The organism is Paenibacillus sp. FSL F4-0100, from assembly GCF_037993005.1.
Classification (GTDB): domain Bacteria; phylum Bacillota; class Bacilli; order Paenibacillales; family Paenibacillaceae; genus Paenibacillus_AQ.
Genome location: NZ_CP150303.1, coordinates 1,236,530 through 1,254,302, shown reverse-complemented (window position 1 = coordinate 1,254,302; position 17,773 = coordinate 1,236,530). Strand labels below are relative to the sequence as shown.

The 17,773-nt window shown below is 44.0% G+C and carries 12 protein-coding genes and 3 pseudogenes; 5 read left to right on the top strand and 10 right to left on the bottom strand.

The features are described 5' to 3' along the window. Positions 1-11: 11 nt before the first annotated feature. The 3 genes from MHH48_RS05490 to MHH48_RS05480 form a co-directional block, all read right to left on the bottom strand. Complete coding sequence (locus MHH48_RS05490) at positions 12-3,386, bottom strand: HEAT repeat domain-containing protein (RefSeq protein WP_256720776.1); 3,375 nt, start codon at positions 3,384-3,386, stop codon at positions 12-14. A 193-nt stretch (positions 3,387-3,579) separates the two neighbouring features. Then, complete coding sequence (locus tag MHH48_RS05485; protein WP_076325506.1) at positions 3,580-4,911, bottom strand: HAMP domain-containing sensor histidine kinase; 1,332 nt, start codon at positions 4,909-4,911, stop codon at positions 3,580-3,582. Further along, complete coding sequence (locus MHH48_RS05480) at positions 4,904-5,596, bottom strand: response regulator transcription factor (RefSeq protein WP_076325507.1); 693 nt, start codon at positions 5,594-5,596, stop codon at positions 4,904-4,906. Before MHH48_RS05480 ends, MHH48_RS05485 begins: the two co-directional genes overlap by 8 nt. A gap of 323 nt (positions 5,597-5,919) precedes the next feature. Between MHH48_RS05480 and MHH48_RS05475 the strand changes: the two genes are divergently transcribed. Then, complete coding sequence (locus tag MHH48_RS05475) at positions 5,920-6,522, top strand: VTT domain-containing protein (RefSeq protein WP_256720777.1); 603 nt, start codon at positions 5,920-5,922, stop codon at positions 6,520-6,522. A gap of 107 nt (positions 6,523-6,629) precedes the next feature. On the opposite strand, the gene MHH48_RS05470 is transcribed toward MHH48_RS05475, so the two are convergent. Beyond that, the gene (locus MHH48_RS05470) at positions 6,630-7,790 is read right to left on the bottom strand and encodes a cobalamin-independent methionine synthase II family protein (protein ID WP_076325509.1); all 1,161 of its coding nucleotides are present in this window, start codon (positions 7,788-7,790) and stop codon (positions 6,630-6,632) included. Positions 7,791-8,504: 714 nt separating this feature from the next. On the opposite strand from MHH48_RS05470, the pseudogene MHH48_RS05465 reads away from it, so the two are divergent. Continuing rightward, positions 8,505-8,903, top strand: a pseudogene (locus MHH48_RS05465) (IS1595 family transposase); the annotation flags it as partial. A gap of 57 nt (positions 8,904-8,960) precedes the next feature. Here the strand turns inward: MHH48_RS05465 and MHH48_RS05460 are convergent. Next, positions 8,961-9,506, bottom strand: coding sequence for a GNAT family N-acetyltransferase (locus MHH48_RS05460; RefSeq protein ID WP_076325512.1), 546 nt, complete (start codon positions 9,504-9,506; stop codon positions 8,961-8,963). Positions 9,507-9,997: 491 nt separating this feature from the next. On the opposite strand from MHH48_RS05460, the gene MHH48_RS05455 reads away from it, so the two are divergent. After that, entirely contained in the window at positions 9,998-10,885 is an 888-nt protein-coding gene (locus tag MHH48_RS05455; protein WP_076325513.1) for a hypothetical protein, read from the top strand. Between the two features lie 489 nt (positions 10,886-11,374). Next, a pseudogene (locus tag MHH48_RS05450) lies at positions 11,375-11,604 on the top strand (DNA cytosine methyltransferase); the annotation flags it as partial. Between the two features lie 459 nt (positions 11,605-12,063). Here MHH48_RS05450 and MHH48_RS05445 read toward each other — a convergent pair. Beyond that, positions 12,064-12,492: pseudogene (locus tag MHH48_RS05445) on the bottom strand (tRNA-dihydrouridine synthase); the annotation flags it as partial. 132 nt (positions 12,493-12,624) lie between these two features. After that, a complete protein-coding gene (locus MHH48_RS05440; RefSeq protein ID WP_076325514.1) occupies positions 12,625-14,277 on the bottom strand; it encodes an FAD-dependent oxidoreductase in 1,653 nt (550 codons plus the stop codon). Positions 14,278-14,490: 213 nt separating this feature from the next. On the opposite strand from MHH48_RS05440, the gene MHH48_RS05435 reads away from it, so the two are divergent. Next, on the top strand, positions 14,491-15,135 hold the full coding sequence (locus tag MHH48_RS05435) for a TetR family transcriptional regulator (RefSeq protein ID WP_076325515.1): 645 nt from the start codon (positions 14,491-14,493) through the stop codon (positions 15,133-15,135). Here the strand turns inward: MHH48_RS05435 and MHH48_RS05430 are convergent. The 3 genes from MHH48_RS05430 to MHH48_RS05420 form a co-directional block, all read right to left on the bottom strand. Next, positions 15,127-15,255 (bottom strand): hypothetical protein, encoded by a 129-nt coding sequence (locus MHH48_RS05430; RefSeq protein WP_256720778.1) that lies wholly within the window; start codon positions 15,253-15,255, stop codon positions 15,127-15,129. The genes MHH48_RS05435 and MHH48_RS05430 overlap by 9 nt on opposite strands. 602 nt (positions 15,256-15,857) lie before the next feature. Then, complete coding sequence (locus tag MHH48_RS05425) at positions 15,858-16,829, bottom strand: tRNA-dihydrouridine synthase (protein WP_076325516.1); 972 nt, start codon at positions 16,827-16,829, stop codon at positions 15,858-15,860. Positions 16,830-17,060: 231 nt separating this feature from the next. Then, positions 17,061-17,765, bottom strand: a complete 705-nt coding sequence (locus tag MHH48_RS05420; protein WP_076325517.1) for a demethylmenaquinone methyltransferase — start codon at positions 17,763-17,765, stop codon at positions 17,061-17,063. Positions 17,766-17,773: the final 8 nt, after the last annotated feature.

Genomic DNA, 17,773 nt, shown 5'->3' with positions numbered 1-17,773 from the left:
TCTCGCTCCCCTCATTCAAGCACGGTCCAAATATCCAATGCCGCCAGACGAATCGCCTCATGCTCATGATTCCGGTACGCTCTCAAGCGTTCGGTACAAGTCTGGTTCCACAATAATGATGTTCCCGCAACCTTCAGCAAAGAAAGACCGATATATTGGGCCGCAAATGGCTGCCGATCTCTCAAATGGTCCACCAGATCCAGAATAGTCTCCGGTCTCCAATACGCCTGACTGGCATTGGCTACCCGAGCGATCTGTCTGTAGGCGTAATCCAACAGATGCGGATGCGTCTCCACCATTTGAATCACAGGGTCCAAATGCAAGGCAGCCTGATCCGCCTGTTTCCATTCAACCATCGCTAAATATAACTTGATCACGGCTGGTTTCAGGGTTTCTTGGGACTTAAGAGCATCGATCATACCCGTATATAAAGGAACGAGCACCCATCTTGCATTGGGAGGCAAAGAGGTCAACTTGTCAATCAATGCCACCAGGCGCTGTCGCTCTGGAAGATCTCTCTCCGGGGCAGCATTCCAGTCCGCCTTTGTCTCCATGTCGGCCAATTGTGTGCAAACGCTGATGACCCGATCATTCACCTTTCCGTCACGGCATGCCACAATAAGAGTATCCATCGCCGCCTTCCATCTGGCGTTATCCTCCAAATCAAGAATCGCTTGGCTGGCAGAAGCCGCTACCTTCTCCTCATTTCCATTCACCCAAAAGCTCATGGCTTGGAATGCCTCTCTTGCCACTACAGCATCAGCATGCCTTGCGATCTCGATAATCAATTGCAAATACCTTGGCCGAGCCTCCACCGGAAGCCCGCCAGCATACTGGTTAAGCAGGCTTCTTGCGATATCACGCTGCGGTGAAGCTGCCATGGCACGCATCAGAGTCCAGCTGCGTTCATCATCGAGCCATTGTCTGGTTGCGTGACCTATGGCAATCATCACGTCTTTGTGTACATTCGGTTTCTCGTATTCTCGGATGAGCAGCGCCATGCCCTCACTGCTTTTATAAGCCCCAAGCAGCCGGATGGCCTCTTTTCTGACCGTGATTTTCAATTTCTCCCGATTCAACAGGTCCGACAGCATGGACGTCAACATCACCGGGCTCACCTTGCGCATGCATCTGGGGATCGAGTACATGGCGACCCGAGCACGGTCTCCATCCAGGTTGCCCAGCAATACAGGAAGTGCCTTCTCCGGCTCTTCCCATAACGAAAATGCGTAAAGCGCTGCCTCGACGACATGCACTTCCTGATCCTGCAGCAGGACCTCCAGTTGATCGGAGCGATAATCCGGCATGACGGCCAAGCTCCGCATCGCCGCCGCACGTTCATGGAAACTTCGTTTGGCATCCAATGCCACTCGTTCCAGAAGGGAAGCTAATGCCTTTTGCTGGCGCGGCAGCCACCGGTGAAACCCATTATGGGCGGGCACAACATAAATCGTTTTTCCAGATAAATGCTTACCATTGATGATTTTCCCCGAGATAAACGGGGTAAGCCACTCCTGACGCTTCAGATGCAGATGCATAAATACATCGTGGAATGAGATGAAGGATGGGTCTCTGTCCAGCAGTTCTCTAACCCTCCCATCCCGAGTTCCATACGGTGCCAGCCAATAATGGACCGCCTGCGGCGATACCGTCTTAGCCTGCAGCAGTTCCTCCAGCAGAAGCTGAAGCTTCGGCAATCGATCCACGGCTTTTCCGAACAAATCAGCCATACGCAGGACCACATTGACGTTTTCGCGTTTGTTCGCTTCAACACCAAAAGCATAAATCTCATCGAACAACGCTTCCAGTGCAGAACTTGGTATGCTATCCCAATCCATCGAGAACAACGCAAACTGACCATCCCGCATCGTCAATCTTCCAAACGTTCTCAAAGCGAACTTGAATAGCTCGCCCTTCGGCTCCCATGCATGTTCACGCAGTATGGCAAAAGCCAGTTTCTCCGTGGCGGACCTTGTCCCGTACGAAGTGTCCCTGGCTTCCACAACGCTATCCACCAGCACAGTCAGATCGTTCACATGCTCTTCCTTAAACATGGGAGCAGGACAGTTTGAGAGCTCGACCATCACTTGCCAGCGCACCGGATCCTGGTCGTTCTTGATTCGAGTCAGGAAGCGCAGCGTCTCATCCATTCCGCTTCGGGATAGAGCTGTACTCCGAACAAGGTGGGCATAGGCCGCAGCACGCTCATCCGCTTTAGACACCTGGACGGCTTGCTCCAGCTTCTCCCTGGCGTTAACAATGAAACGGCGCGCCGTCGTTTTGAGCATGTCATCCGGATGATCACGAATGTCGCGAAGCTCCAGCATGCGGGCAGCTTCCTTGTCGCGCAGTCGATGCGGCAGTACATCCAGCAGCGGCATAGGGAAAATGCGTGTCTTCCGCTCGTCTTCCTTATAAGCGGCATCAAACATCGCTTCGCGACAAGACGGCGCAAGGGTATCCAGCACCTTGGCTAGATGCACTGGCTGATCTGCGAGCAAGGTAGTCAGTGTGGTCCACTGCGCTGTGGTGAACCATTTTCTCTTCTTCAAAACGCCTGCCGGAACGCCATGATTCAAAAGATATTCCCGTGTCTCCGCACGTGTCAGCAGCTCGAATACATCCTCAGGACTGGCCTGAATCAGAATGCCCAATTGCTGCTTGAGTACAGGATGAATCATATCCGCCGGCCCAAGCGTAAGCGCACATTCCAATACGATCGCCGGTCTTGTAACACTCAATACTTCAATCGCCGATGAGAGCGTCCACCATACACTGGCCTTTTCCCGATGCGTTGCGTTCTGCAAAGCATTCTTGAAATACGCTGCAACCAGATCGGGATAGTGCTTCGTTAGGAGCCGCCAATTCTGCAGGGCATACCCCAGCTCAGGAAGCCTGCTGCGAACCGTCTCTTCGCTGCACACGGTCAACAATAAGGAAGCTTCCTGTGCGCCCCACCGGTCAAGCACGAGCGGCAGCAGCCGTTCCGCCCAATCCTGACGATATGTATTCAAGATGCTCCGCAGCAATTGGCGGCGGCAATGATACGACATCAGAGCGATTTCGGATTCAATCGAAAAGTCCGGATCTGTCACCACTTCTGGCAGTAATCCAGCTGCCCGGCCCCTAACTCCTGCCTTCGAATGCTTCAGGGCAAGTAAAACGGCATGAGCATCATGCACTACGTCGGCACCGGTCAAAGCCAGATGCGCCTCATAGGCGGTGCCGCTTTCGAGCAAAGATACGAGCAGCGCGGAATAATCCGCTTCTCCTTTATGCTGGCGCCCCAGAAGCGCCATCCGCTTCATCCTGTCTGAATAACCCAGCGAATCCAGCTCCATGAGCAATTGCTCTTTTTTCATCAGATCATGGTTATATGTCAACATTTCCTCTCCCCTCATGTCCTTATAACTGATTATAATTTCTACGTAACCGATTTACACAAGCTCTCCTGGAAGTATATAACTTCTTGTTTGTTCGTGCTATGGCCACAGCCGGGGGATAGTTGGATGGTCATGAAAGTGAGATGAATCAACTCCATACTGTATGGAAGTGTGCCTCATCTGCATTCCCGCTGCTCTACCCCGCTTTATTTAAGATGATTGGCAGCGTGATTTGTAGCGAAAAGATATCTTTTTCCTGAGATACCGTCAACGTTCCGTTGTGCTGCTGTATCATTATCTGACAACTAACGAGCCCGATTTCGTTGCTATCTTTCTTTTTGCCGACATGTTTAATCTTATTCTCTACAACAAGAAAGACCCATTGCTGCTTCAAGTAGACCCTGATCTGAACGGGCTCTGATGGATCGGCGTATTTTTGAATATTTGAAAATATGTTATCGAATACACGGCGAATGGCGACCAGATTGATTTCCAGCAGAAATTTCTCGTGATTAGAATTGGCCTGAATCTGAACATCGATATCATCCAAAACGACCAGTTGTTCATCAATGAGTTGATCGATAAGCGCTCTGCCCTCATAGATTTCAAATTCCACTTCCTCTTCTTCCGCAGCAGAGGATACCGTAAAATATTCGAATAGTTTGTCCGACAGTGCCTTGATCTGATAAGCTTTCTCCCTGCTGTTATGAATATACTGCAATAAATCCTCCTGCGTCTTATATTTGTTGAGTTCTATAATGTCCATATATCCCAACAGAATCGTAAGCGGGGTACGGAGGTCATGGGAAATTGCCGTGATCAATTCACGATTGGCTATCCTCACCCTCTCCTCGCTGCCGAGTCGCTCAATAAATGATTTTCTCATCTCATCAATACTTTGGGCCAAAGACGACAGTTCATCCTTTCCCGATATCGTAATCGAATAATCCAAATTTCCACCTTCGAGTATCTTAATCTCTTGTTCAAGCCTGCCAATATATGATGTTTTCCTGTTAATAATGAGTAGAAAGGAAACAATGAACACAACAGCCGCGACGAAAACACCAATAATCAGAATGAGGGTATAATATTGATACTCATAAAAGCCGACCAGATATATCTGGGCATCCTGATCCGCGAAACTAATCGTCTTGATGGGTATTTTCGATGGTACCAATTGGGTTAAAAGCTCTTCATTGATGGCAGAATCAATCCCGGTATTGGAGGAATAGATCAATTTATCTTTTGCAAAAATATACAGATTTAAGTATCGTTCCTCACTTACCCATGCGGACAATCGCTCATGATCAGAGGTTGACACGTTCTGGCTATTCACAAATGTTTCGAATCGATCAAGCGCATCTTGCTGCCTGTTCTCTACAAAAGTGGATTTGCTTAAGTAATTATCCAGTACTGTCTCACCAACAACTTGTAAAATAACGAGTGTACTTATGGAAATGACTGAAGAAATCATAACCGCCAGCACCAATTTGATCTTCAGCTTTTTCCCCATTAGCAATCTATTCAATTTTGTACCCCTTCCCCCAAACGGTCTTCACATATTTAGGGTTCTGTGGGTCGTCCTCCAGCTTGCTTCTCAAATTGCGAATGTGAACCATAACCGTGTTATTGCACGTATAAAAGTAGGGCTGCCCCCAGACACTCTCATATATGTTTTCCGCCGAAAATACCTTTCGCCGTTTCTTCGCTAGCAACAACAAGATCTGGTATTCAATTTCGGTTAAAGCCACTTCCTTCTCCCCAACAAAAACAGTCTTGGAATCCTGATGGACCGTAAGATCCTCCATGATGATTTGGTCCGCTTCTTCCCTCTTCTCCTTGCCACGATACACATAATACCTTCGAAGCAATGCCTTTACCCTTGCAACGAGTTCTGTATAGGAAAAGGGTTTGGACAAAAAATCATCACTCCCGGAGGAGAAGGCCAATTGTTTGTCCGAATCCTGCGTTTTAGCTGTGAGAAACAGGATCGGAGCACTTGTTTTTTCACGAATCTCCAGACACGCCTTCAGCCCCGATTTATTCGGCATCATCATATCCAAGATAATGAGATCCGTCTCTTCATTCACTTTATCAATTGCGTCCTGACCATCTACCGCTTCAAGGACTTCATAATTCTCGCTCTCTAACAAAATCTTTACAATTTCACGAATCTCACTGTTATCGTCAGCAATTAAAATTTGCTTGCTCATCCGATCCCTCCGTCCAATTTCAGTATAATATGCGTTAGCAGCCACTACCAGCAGATACAATCGACTTAAGAATTCTTCAGAAGTTATGTAGGTGACTCTTCATTTTTTCGTTTTATACTGTAATCAGTAAAGGTCATAACGCAAAGGAGTCATCAGCTATGCCACAACTTTCGAGAAAAACAGTTATGAAAATACTGTTGGGTCTGTTAACGATTTTGTCCATTGGTTTACTGGTCTATTATTCTCCTGCCATTATTAAAATCATGTCGTCCATGGACAATTTCAGAGCGTATATTCATTCAACGGGACATTGGGGTCCGGTCATGTTTATTTTATTCCAGATACTTCAGATCGTTGTTGCGCCTATTCCGGGAGAAGTGGTACAGGTTGCAGGCGGATATATCTATGGGGTTACGCTTGGGTCATTCTATACTACAGTAGGCTTGGTATTGGGCTCAGCAATTGCTTTTTATTTCACTCGTTTTATCGGTCGCAATTTTATTGCGCGATTGCTGCAAAAGAAAGACTATAAGTGGATGTCGTTTATTCATAATGAGAAGAAGTTCTCTGCCTTTTTGTTTATCTTTTTTGTGATTCCCGGTTTGCCGAAAGACATGCTCGTATTTGTTGCCGCTCTTACATCCATGAGTTCTTTAAGATTCTTCACGATACTTCTGGTTGGTCGTCTGCCATGGATTATTGCCTCTGCCGCGGTAGGGTCAACAATTCATATGCAACAATACAGCATCGCCATTATCATATCCGTCATTGCCGTTATTGGTTTCGTACTCGGATATATCTATAAAGATAAATTGATGAACTTATTCTCCAAAGTGGAGAAATCGAAAGGGACAAGTCCTTCTGCCAAACCCAAGGCAATCCCCAGCTTAGCAAAGAGTAGAGATTTGGTAACAAAAAAAGGATAATACAAGATATACAAGAAACCATCATCCTGCAAAAAAACACGGCGACCTCTCCCCTGATTGAATTCCGGGAAAAGGTCGCCGTTTATATCAATATCTCGTTTTATTGTCTAGCTACCCCAATATTGCTTCGCAAGCTTCTGGCCTTGATCAATCTTCGCCCATTGCTCGGCTTCGCTTAGCTCGTTCCCGCCATCACAGGAGGCAAAGCCGCATTGATGTGAGAGCAGCAGACGATCCTTATCAATGATTTTGGATGCTTCGTCAAGCAGACGGATGACGCGTGCTTCATCATCAAGCGTATTTGTTTTGGAAGACAGCAAGCCCAGAACAATCTCCGTTTCCGGTCTGTCCTTGAAAACTTCCAGTGCTTCAATCGAACCCGCACGATCATCATCCCACTCGAGGAAGAAGCGATCATATTTCAACTGCTTCAGGAACAGGTTGGCAATTTTCGCATAAGATCCACCGCCCATGTTGCGGGAATCGTAGTTCCCCCGGCAGTTGTGTGTCCACATTTTCAAGCCGAGGCTATGACCGAAGTCAATCACGGTATTGTTAATATCAATAAATTCGGTGGCGAGACCCTGTACTTCCGCTTGATTAATATGCTCCCCTGTAAACGGAGAGTTCGGGTTGTCGTCTGCAAACAGCTCCCATAAGCAATCATCGAATTGCAAGATTTTGCCGCCTACAGCAGCGAATTCCTCCACAAACTCCTTATACGCGCTTATAAGGCCCGCTTTGAGCTCCTGTTTGTTCTGATAAACCGCATCCGTGCCGCCAATGTTATCCGACCAGGAGAGTTCGCCGAAGATATGGGAAGGAGACGGTACGCAAAGTTTCGTTTGCTGATCGCCAGCCGTTTCTTGTAGCTGTTTGAACAGTTTAATGAAGTGATGATTCTTTCCGCTCAGTTTGCCAGTAATGCGCAGCCCAATATCTTTGCGTGTTTCATATTTCGAGGTTCCGTCCACATCCCGGAAAAAGTAGCCATGGTCCGCGATATAACGCTCAACTCCGCCAAAGCCCCATACAAAATCCAGATGCCACATCGATTTGGAGAATTCACCGTCCGTAATAACCGACAGGTTATGCTCGATTTCCTTTTTCACGACCTGTTTGATCGCCTCTGTCTCGCACTCGGCATACCCTTCGAAATTTTCATAAAAAGGATACTGGATATCATCACGATGTTCAATTTGCGTTTTATATTTCAGCAGCTCTTCAGGCCGCAACAAACTTCCTACGATCTGGAACTTATCAGTCATGTCAATAACCCCCTCGTTGTATACGATGATCATATCACGACGAGCGGGGTTAGAAGACATACCAAAAGAACATAACTAGTTATAGCTAAAAGCTATAGCAAGAATGACGGCTGAGATTACTATGGATACTGAATTAGACTAGGAAATCGTACAGGAAGACGTTGGTGATGCGAAAGAATTGGATACTATACTGTCATACTTGGGCGACGCTGATCGCTATCTTAGAAAAAGGTAACGAAACTCGGTGGGCAACAAAGTATCGTGGGGCCTCGCCATTCACCGGCAAGAAGATCAACCGGGAAGCATGCGAGGTGCCAGAAATCAAGGAAGCATTAGCGCGGCACGGGTAAAGGCGAGAATGAAACGCACGGCTGCATGAATGCGGCATATAACCGAGGCGTACCTCCTTTCGCCTTTTTTACTTAGTAAATCAGTTTTACAGTCAAAATTAAGGTAGGTTTGAATATATAAGTTGTGGGGAGTTTGGGATTATCGATAGTTTCTTTTAGGCAGGTCAGGAGTGATGCCTTGACAACTCTTGCAGCAGCTTTAAGTATTGAGAGTAACATCCTTTTGCAGATACAGCTAGGATAATTCTTATTTATGATCTCGACTGAAATATATGGTAGCTTAGAGATATATGAATATAATGGTAGGAGGTTTATATGGTGCGTGTTACAGCATTACTAGGAGCGGGTGCAAGTGTGGACATAGAAGGCTGGAAATGGTCGTGTAAAAGCAGAAGAAATTGACGCAGTTATCGGAAGCTATATTGACCCGTCTTCTTTGTTATGCACAGATACAGCCACGAACTACAAGAAATTCGCCCAAATCAAGGCACTTAAACACGAGCCGATAAACCTAAGCAAAGAGGGGTATGTCAAAAAGGGCATCTACCATTTGCAAAACGTCAATAACTATCATAAACGTTTAAAAGGCTGGATGGATGGGTTCCAAGGAGTGGCTACAAAGTACTTGGATAATTATCTTTACTGGTTCAGCTTCCTTCAGCAAAGTAAGAAGTTGGCTGAAAAGGAGCAGATAAACCAAATGCTCCTCAATGCTTGCCAAAATTCAAATAGCATTACCGTCAATTTCTTACGTGAGGTATAAAAAAACAGCCATTCCTATGTTGGAACGACTGTATTACTTATTCCGCTAAAGCCCCCGTTACTTGAATAACTTATACCAGTATAAAGTGGTTTCAATATTAGGATTATATGACTGCTTTAGTGTGTCAACTCCACCTAGTATGAATCCTTGTTTCACATAAAATCTGCATGCACCAAGATTATCATCTTGTGCTTCCAAGGACATTCCTATAAGTTTTCTTTGTTTTGCCCACTCTTCTGCTTTATTTAAGAGCAACTTTCCGACTCCACTGCCTCTATAATCTTTTTTAGTAGCAATGTTTTCAATATAACAGAAGCGATTCCAATCCTTAATTATTCTAATTTGTCCTATGCAAGTATTATTCATATAAGCTAAAAACAAAGTTTTATCCTCTCGGTTTATATATTGGCTCCAATCAAGTTTGTCATCTGGAAAACGTGTTTCTCTAGTTTCATCAAAAAGAACTTCTTTATAAGACCACCTTCCTGATTGTAAACTGGGGACAACTCTACCATATAACTTAAAATAATCATTTGTCATATTGATATCCTCTATTAAGTCATTATTTAATGGAGAAATAATGAGTTTACTTTCACTACCCAATATTACACACTTCCTTTTATGATGTTTTGAAAATATTTTATTTAAGGATAATTAAACCCTATCTTATTCAACATTGCTGCCCGTTAGCTGAATAAGCCTCTCTTTATATAATACCATAAAAAGTAAATTATTCCTTGTTATAATTAAAGCAACAATCTTTACGAAAAGAGCCTTTCATTAAGAAACAGCAGGGATCCATCATTAATAGGTGGGTATTAAATAGGATCAATTAATTTTAAAGTTGGTTTTTTAAAAAAATTATAGTGGTAGTGAATATAGTAATCCTTATTCTCTTCTATTAAATTTGACAACAATTTAGTAGTGGTGTCTACTGCAATCTCTTCTTCGCCACTGTAGTTCCTAACAATTATCTTTTCATCTTTTACTTCTAGTACAGTGCATGTTCTGTCACCAGTACATCAGTGGTTTCTTGAATAATGTAGTAACTCACAAAACCGACACATACGACAATAAGAGGGATGATAAACCATATGACTCTCTTTTTTTTCGTTTTTTTCCTCCATTTGTTGATATTTGTTGCATCAAATGATCAATTAGGTGCTATTGAACCAAAAAATGAAATAAAAGTAAATAACTTTTCGGTATTTAAATACCAAGATGGTCGTATTCAGGGGATTGATGCACCAGAGAAACTAACCGATCCCCAAAAAACCAATATTCTAAAACTTATGAATTTTAATGAACAAGAGATCGAAAAAATGGACACTCAGTTTAAAGATCTTCTTCTAAAAGATGGCGGAATAAAAGTAGATACTGTTACTACTGACAAAGTACACATCTACACGGATTTAAATGGTAAGGATCACATTGTTACAGATAAGAATCGAGAAGAAATAAACAAACTCAGGCAAGAAGAATTAAAGAAAAGTAACGGAGAGGTATCTCCGTTAGGCGTTAATAATGGTATTTATTCCGGTTACGGGACTTCTGTTTACAAAGGTAAAACCTCTAATGGTGTAGAATACATCTATACTTATCATAATAGATTCTATTTTAATGAGAGACCAAACTATACTTATTTAGATACAATTGGGCATTCTTGGCAGACTAATGCTACTCCCAAAAATTCAACTGGTGAATACTATGTTCAAAACTTAGCTTTAAGAAGTGATTTTGGATTCAAAAGTATCGATCAGTCCTCCTTGACAGGAACTAAAGCTGAAGTTGATCTTCGTGCTCTTACTGGCCAACATATTGGAACGCTAACTACAGAAGTTAGAATTCCAGTATCTGACCAAGGGAAGACAGCTGCATTTGCAAGTGCTTATGCACATGCACATACTAATAATTTGATTAATATGGCCTTAGGTGTAGCAGGTATTACTTTTGGTTCACAACCAGGAGATAAATGGGGCTGACGAGATAGTTTCAAAATAGGTCCCCCTGCTCCTTAATTTTTCAATTCAATCCAATGAATTATAGTGTGAAATCTCACCCGTATAAATGATAGTAACAGACTGGATTTTTTCCAGTCTGTTTATTTATTTGTCAATGTCGCTTATAGACGTAATAAATCAACACTCTCTCATTTCGAAACAGACTGATAGTTGCAGTTGTTTGAAGTAAGTGAATCGAAATGGTTCTGTAGTAGACGACGATGGGTGAAGAATGGAAAACCTTCCTGATGTCGAAATGTATTATCGGAGATATAGGAGGGGGTGTAATGCAATATTTAACACATCAAGCAGTATTCGGTGATCCTTATTATGATGAAAGAATCTATTTCGTAGTTTTTGCGTACCCGAGTTTGATGAATCGAATTTCGATGGTAAATGTCCGCGTTGTGGGTTCGTCTTTGCAGGCGGGGTCGTCATGAAAAGGCCGTCCATGGGACTCATGGCAGGACGGTGTTCAGCTGCCTTGCATGCGGTGGTGGATCCACTGTGGATATAAGCGAGCAGGTTATCGCATGTTAGGGAATGTAGAGATTGACCCACAAATGATGCGGGTATACCGCAAGAACCACAATCCTCCGTTCCCGTTCCTGATGCCGATTCAGGAATTGAAAGGAATGGCGAATAGTGAACTGCCGGCGGAATTGTTCGATCTGGACATATTGGACGGATCGACGCCTTGCAGAAAAAAATACTGCACGACTGGATGCTCTCTACTACGGTAAAATTGCTCCAAATGCTGTTTCAATTTTCTCCAGGACATAGGTTTCTCCTTGTTCGATATCCATAACCATCCTTTTAGGTGGCTTATCTATATCCATCGTACAATAACGAGCACTTATACTCTATCATGGAAAGAATAAGTATCAAATTTGAGAACAAATAAGGTAATGTATGCTGTTGACGGGGTTTCTGTTCAATAAGTCACTCTCTACCAGTATTTCTGCTAATCATTCTTCTCTGCTGTTTCAAAAAGAAAAAACACAGCCAATTCGGCCATGTTCTTCAAACATGTTATTTGTTCTCATGGAGCACCTGCTCCACTCAACAAATACATTGCTATGCTAGAGAAATTTGCCCAAGCTTGAGTAGTCACTCTCAAAAAGCCTTGCCACTCGCTGTTGTTTCTCCAGACTGTCCATTTAATTTCCGTGTTCATCTACCTCATCATGATCCTTGCTTCCAAATTCATCGAGCAGCGCATGTACTTCACTTGTTGACTTTGCGTTCATTAAGTTATTTCTCAATTCACTTGCCCCACGAAATCCACGGACATAGATTTTGAAGAAGCGGGCAAGAGCTTTGAATGAACGTGGCTCCTGTGCTGAATATTGATCATGGAGATCCAGATGCAGCCGCAGCAGATCAAGCAATTCCTCACTGCTATGTTCCTTCGGCTCCTTCTCAAAGGCAAACGGATTATGAAAAATCCCACGCCCAATCATAATGCCATCCACACCGTATTGTTCAGCGAGCTGGAGGCCGGTCTGACGGTCAGGAATATCCCCGTTAATGGTTAGCAGTGTATCGGGTGCCACCTCATCACGAAGTTTCTTAATCTCCGGAATCATCAACTTGTACGGATTAGGTTTCTCAGGATGGTCGTCCGTGCAATGATGACCTTATCAACAATGCTTTTAAATGGCATATTTCTGCTCGTAAGTCGTAGGGATTACTTGACGCTTTACTTTCCCAGTTTATTCTTACAGGCTCTTTTCTTTGCCGAGAAGTTGAGCAAATACCTCTTCCAATGTTAGGGTCGGTTGCTCGATTTGATCATCGCAACGCCAACACACAAAACCGTCTGGGCGAACGAGAACAACGCTTTTTTCCGTGGCTTGATAAGCATTCTGCCAGCCAAGATCTTTATCAATGAAATCTCCATTCTGCCCTACGCTATAGGTATTGATTTTGACACCAAACTTCCCAGATACGTGTTTCGCCGCATCCTTCCATCCCTCAGCTTTTTCCCCTGCAAACAATACAAATCCTAAACCTAACAAGTCAAGCGTGGAACGTTCTCTACCTTGATATTCGCCCCAGATATGAGGGGTCCGTGTACCTGGTTGCCCCTTTAGTTCGAAATGTTCGAGCGATGAAGAAGCGGCATCCTGTTCAAGGATGGCTTTGGATTCGTAATGATAGCCAACCGATACAATCAGATCATCAAACGGCGATGTTCTCTTCTCCGTCTGTTTTTTCATGGCCGAAAATACACCTGTGTCGGCGACTCGCCCAGCTTCAGATACGGTCATTAGGGCAACGGGACGGCGTTCAGCCTCATACGTTTTCAACAGTTCAGGGCCTGCCACTTTATTAACGACCGCAGCTAATTTCCATGCTAAGTTATGAGCGTCTTGTACCCCCGTATTGGCTCCATATCCTCCTGTCGGCGGCATGAGGTGAACGGCATCCCCAATTAAAAAGACGCGATCCTGCTGAAATTGCTCAGCGACCCTTTCCGCTGCTTCCCAGGGCAGCACACTCAATATTTTCACTTGGAGATCTGGTAAATCAATCGCCTTTTGAATGATTTCTTTGCATCGTTCTTCTGTAAAATTAGCGGCAGTCTCACCGCCTTCAAAATCATAAGAAACGTGATAGCACCAGCGGTCACGGTTATTAATTGCAAGCAACACGCCTTCCGCCCCAGTACGTGTGATGTTGCATGCACTGAATTCGCGTCCCTTTACAAAATGCTCGAGATCAGCTTCAAAATAAATATTAATGATATGACCGTGCGAATTCATTTCCGTCATCTTGATGTTCACCATTTGACGAAGCGGGCTCTTGGCACCATCAGCAGCAATCATATAGTCTGCCACGATGGTTTCTTCAACACCCGTTGTACGATTGAGAACGGTCGCCTTGACATGGTCTTCATTTTGTTCTAAAGCAGTCAATTCTGTATGAAAACGAAGGTCCCCCCCACGTTCGCGCGCTGCTTCAAGCAAAATGGGCTCAACCACATTCTGTGTAGCACGAACGCTGGAAGCAGGACTTATCTTTTTAAGTGTAGCAAAATACGATTTCACAGACTCTGGCAGTATTTTCGGGATATCCATTTTTTCCGGATCAAGCTCTGCCTCTCTTAATGTATGGGCCGTGTACCATCCTTTTCCTTTGGCCAATTGCGCACCGACCTCATCGATTGCTTCGTCCAACCCCACTTCCCGATATAACTCCATTGTCCGAAAGTTTAAGCCTCGCGCCCTTGGGTGAATGTTCGTTTTCTGATGACGTTCAATGAGTACATAGGGTACGCTATGCCGCGACAAGAATAACGCTGCAGAAAGGCCGGCCAATCCCCCTCCGACAATCAATACAGGAACATTAGTGATTTTTTTAGACATCATATCCCATCAATCCTTTCTGTCTTATTCGCTCCAAATGTTTTGACTAAACCATGTGCTCCTATCGCCACCAAATCTTCGCCCCCTTAACAGTGTTACATTGCATTTTTTACTATAACGGTGTTAAGGAGTGGTGTCAATAGATTACGCAAAAATTGTGTAACACTGTTAAACACACTTGTTATGTCCTATAATAAAAAAAAGAGAGGTGCGAATATGGAAGATCGTTTTAAACCAAGCGAAAGGCAACAGGAAATCGTCGAAGCGGCGCTTGAATTAATGGCTGAAAAAGGATATGACGAATTATCTATACGTGATATTGGCAAAAAGCTTGGTGTAAAAGCCCCGGCCATTTACTGGCATTTCAAAAACAAAGCCATGATTGTGGACTACATGGCCGAGCATATCTTACACAAAAAGATGGGCAATTACGTTCCAAGGGAAAGTGAGCAGTCCTGGCAAGATTGGCTGATTGAGCATATCTCATTGTTTCGTAAGGCTATGCTTTCTTATCCTGATGGCGGCCGAGTGATAGCCCGCGCGCATCCTTTTCCCAATGGAACTTTAGCGAAGTTTTTGGAAGATTCTTTTGCCTCCCTTCGCAGTGCAGGAATGGATATACGGACAGCCAGAAGTGTTATGCTTACCGTTATTCGTTATACCTTTGGCTGTGTGATTGAGGAACAGGCAGACGAGCAAAACTGGGAAACACTGCCCGAGCGTACAATAAACAGCGGTGAAATAACAAACATTATGGAAGCTATTAATGTCGGCGGTACAGATGAAGAAAATTTCATGACAGGGCTTAGATTAATTGTTACAGGTGGAACTGAAGCGATGGCATCAAACAAATCATTTTGAAACTTGGCTGTGAAAAAGCTCCAGCTTTTCCTTTTTCGCCGCGCGGTGCAGTTTTCTATTTGGATCATATGAGTATGCTTGCCCGTTGACAGCAGCAAGCTCATGCAATGGTTGTTCCATCTGCCAGTGACTCCTGCGAAACAGGCCGCCGATTATATCGGCAGCCATGAATCGTTATTTATCGTATTAAGTTGACGACTGGAAATTTGGATAGATGTTTTCAACCACAAAATCCGAGTACCCTAAAAAAAGAGTTAAGCTGCCGAAAAAAGATGATTCCTGTATTGTACGAGACCACTGAAAAACTCGTAGTTTGACGGAGCAGTTAAAAACATGAAGCAAAAGACGACCACCATTTCCCAGTAACAGGGAATTGAGGTCGTCTTTTTTGTTATAAATCCAGATCTTTATATCTTGTTTCTTACTTCATCAGCTTGAATATTCTCTTCAAATTTACAGTAAAGATCGCCATTGCTCCTTGTAATTGCATGCCAGCAAGACCCGAAGATGACGCTACGTCATACCCGTGCCTGTGTTTGAACGCAAGACGTTGAGCAGTTCGCATAAATAACAATAACGCGTCGTACGCTGATGCTAAGTACCAGTATACAAAAAAGCCCCCGCAGTCAACACTTTTTTCTAAGTGTCCAGTCTATGGGGACCAGTTTAATCCTGTTGTCTTCTTTTCTTTTAGACTTACATTCGGTGGATCTTATATCAATTTAACCCTCCTCCATATGCTGTGCAAATTCGTCCAGAAGCGCACGTACTTCATCTGTAGACGCCGTGCTCATCAATTGATTTCTTAGTTCGCTTGCCCCTCTAAACCCTTTGACATAAATCTTGAAAAAGCGATGAAGAGCTTTGAATGAACGTGGTTCCTGTGCTGAATATTGATCATGGAGATCCAGATGCAGCCGCAACAGATCAAGCAATTCCTCACTGCTATGATCCTTCGGCTCCTTCTCAAAAGCAAACGGATTATGAAAAATACCACGTCCAATCATAATGCCGTCCACTCCATATTGTTCAGCGAGATGGAGTCCGGTCTGACGGTCAGGAATATCCCCGTTAATGGTTAGAAGTGTGTCTGGAGCCACCTCATCACGAAGTTTCTTAATCTCCGGAATCAGTTCCCAATGAGCGTCTACTTTACTCATCTCATCTCTTGTCCGCAGATGAATGGACAGATTCACAATGTCTTGTTTCAAAATATGGGTTAACCAGTCGCGCCATTCGTCTACGCTACTAAAACCGAGCCTTGTTTTTACACTGACGGGCAGTCCCCCGGCTTTGGCGGCCTGGATAATATCCGCTGCAATGTCGGGACGGCAGATCAGGCCGCTTCCCTTCCCGTTCTCTGCTACATTCGCTACAGGACAACCCATATTAATATCGATGCCTTTAAACCCTTCTTTCGCCATGCCGATACTCATTTGACGAAAGTACTCCGGCTTATCTCCCCAGATATGGGCTACCATGGGCTGTTCATCCTCTGTAAAAGTCAAACGTCCGCGCACACTATGGTTCCCCTCCGGGTGACAATAGCTCTCTGTATTCGCAAACTCCGTAAAAAACACATCCGGTCTGGCTGCTTCACTTACGACATGGCGAAACACGACATCCGTCACATCTTCCATGGGCGCCAGTATAAAAAAAGGTCGTGGTAAATCACGCCAAAAATTATCTGTCATATCCAATACCCCTCTATACATACCAGGACAAATCTTTATCCCGAAATAGTAAGTCCAACCTGTTCTTGATCTTGTTCATGCTCTTGCTTTTTCTTCACTTATAGCATATTTAAGCAATGTATATCAAACAGCAGTATATGTTATCGTAGACACTTTAATGAATATATCATATTCCAGAGAGGTGCATACCCCCAATAAAAAAAGAGGGGCGTGGCCCCTCCTTGCCATTATTTATTTTATAGCCATATGCATTGCCGCGACACCGCCACTATAGCTTTTTACATCTACTTTGGAAAATCCCGCTTCCAAAAACATTTGTTTCAGTACATTTTTATTGGGGAAATGACGGGCTGATTCTTGTAACCATGAGTATTCATCATAACTTTTGGCAATAAACTTTCCGAGCAAGGGCATGATATAGCGAACATAAAAGAGGGAAGCTTGTCTATAACCGATTACTGTGGGTTGGGATGTTTCTAAACAAACGACTTGTCCGCCTGGTTTAGTTACTCGATACATCTCCCGCAACACGGTTGAATAATCGGGTACATTTCTTAAACCAAAACCAATGGTTACATAATCAAATGAATCATCTTCAAAAGGAAGCTCCATGGCATTTCCCTGAATAAGGGTAAGCTGCTTTAAAGCTTGTTGCTCTTGCTTATCTTGGGCTATTTTGAGCATGTTTTGGCTAAAATCTAATCCAATGACTTCTCCATGCGTTCCAACAGCATTTGCTAAAGCAATCGCCCAATCCCCGGTTCCAGTGCACACATCAAGAGCTTTACTACCTTCTTTCACATTCATCCGTTTCATAACATCATGGCGCCATGCGATATGTCTCCTAAAAGTGATGACCGAGTTCATCGAGTCGTATTGATCCGATATCTTTTCAAATACCTGATGAACTCTTTCCGACTTTGTTTGTTCAGACATGAAATTCC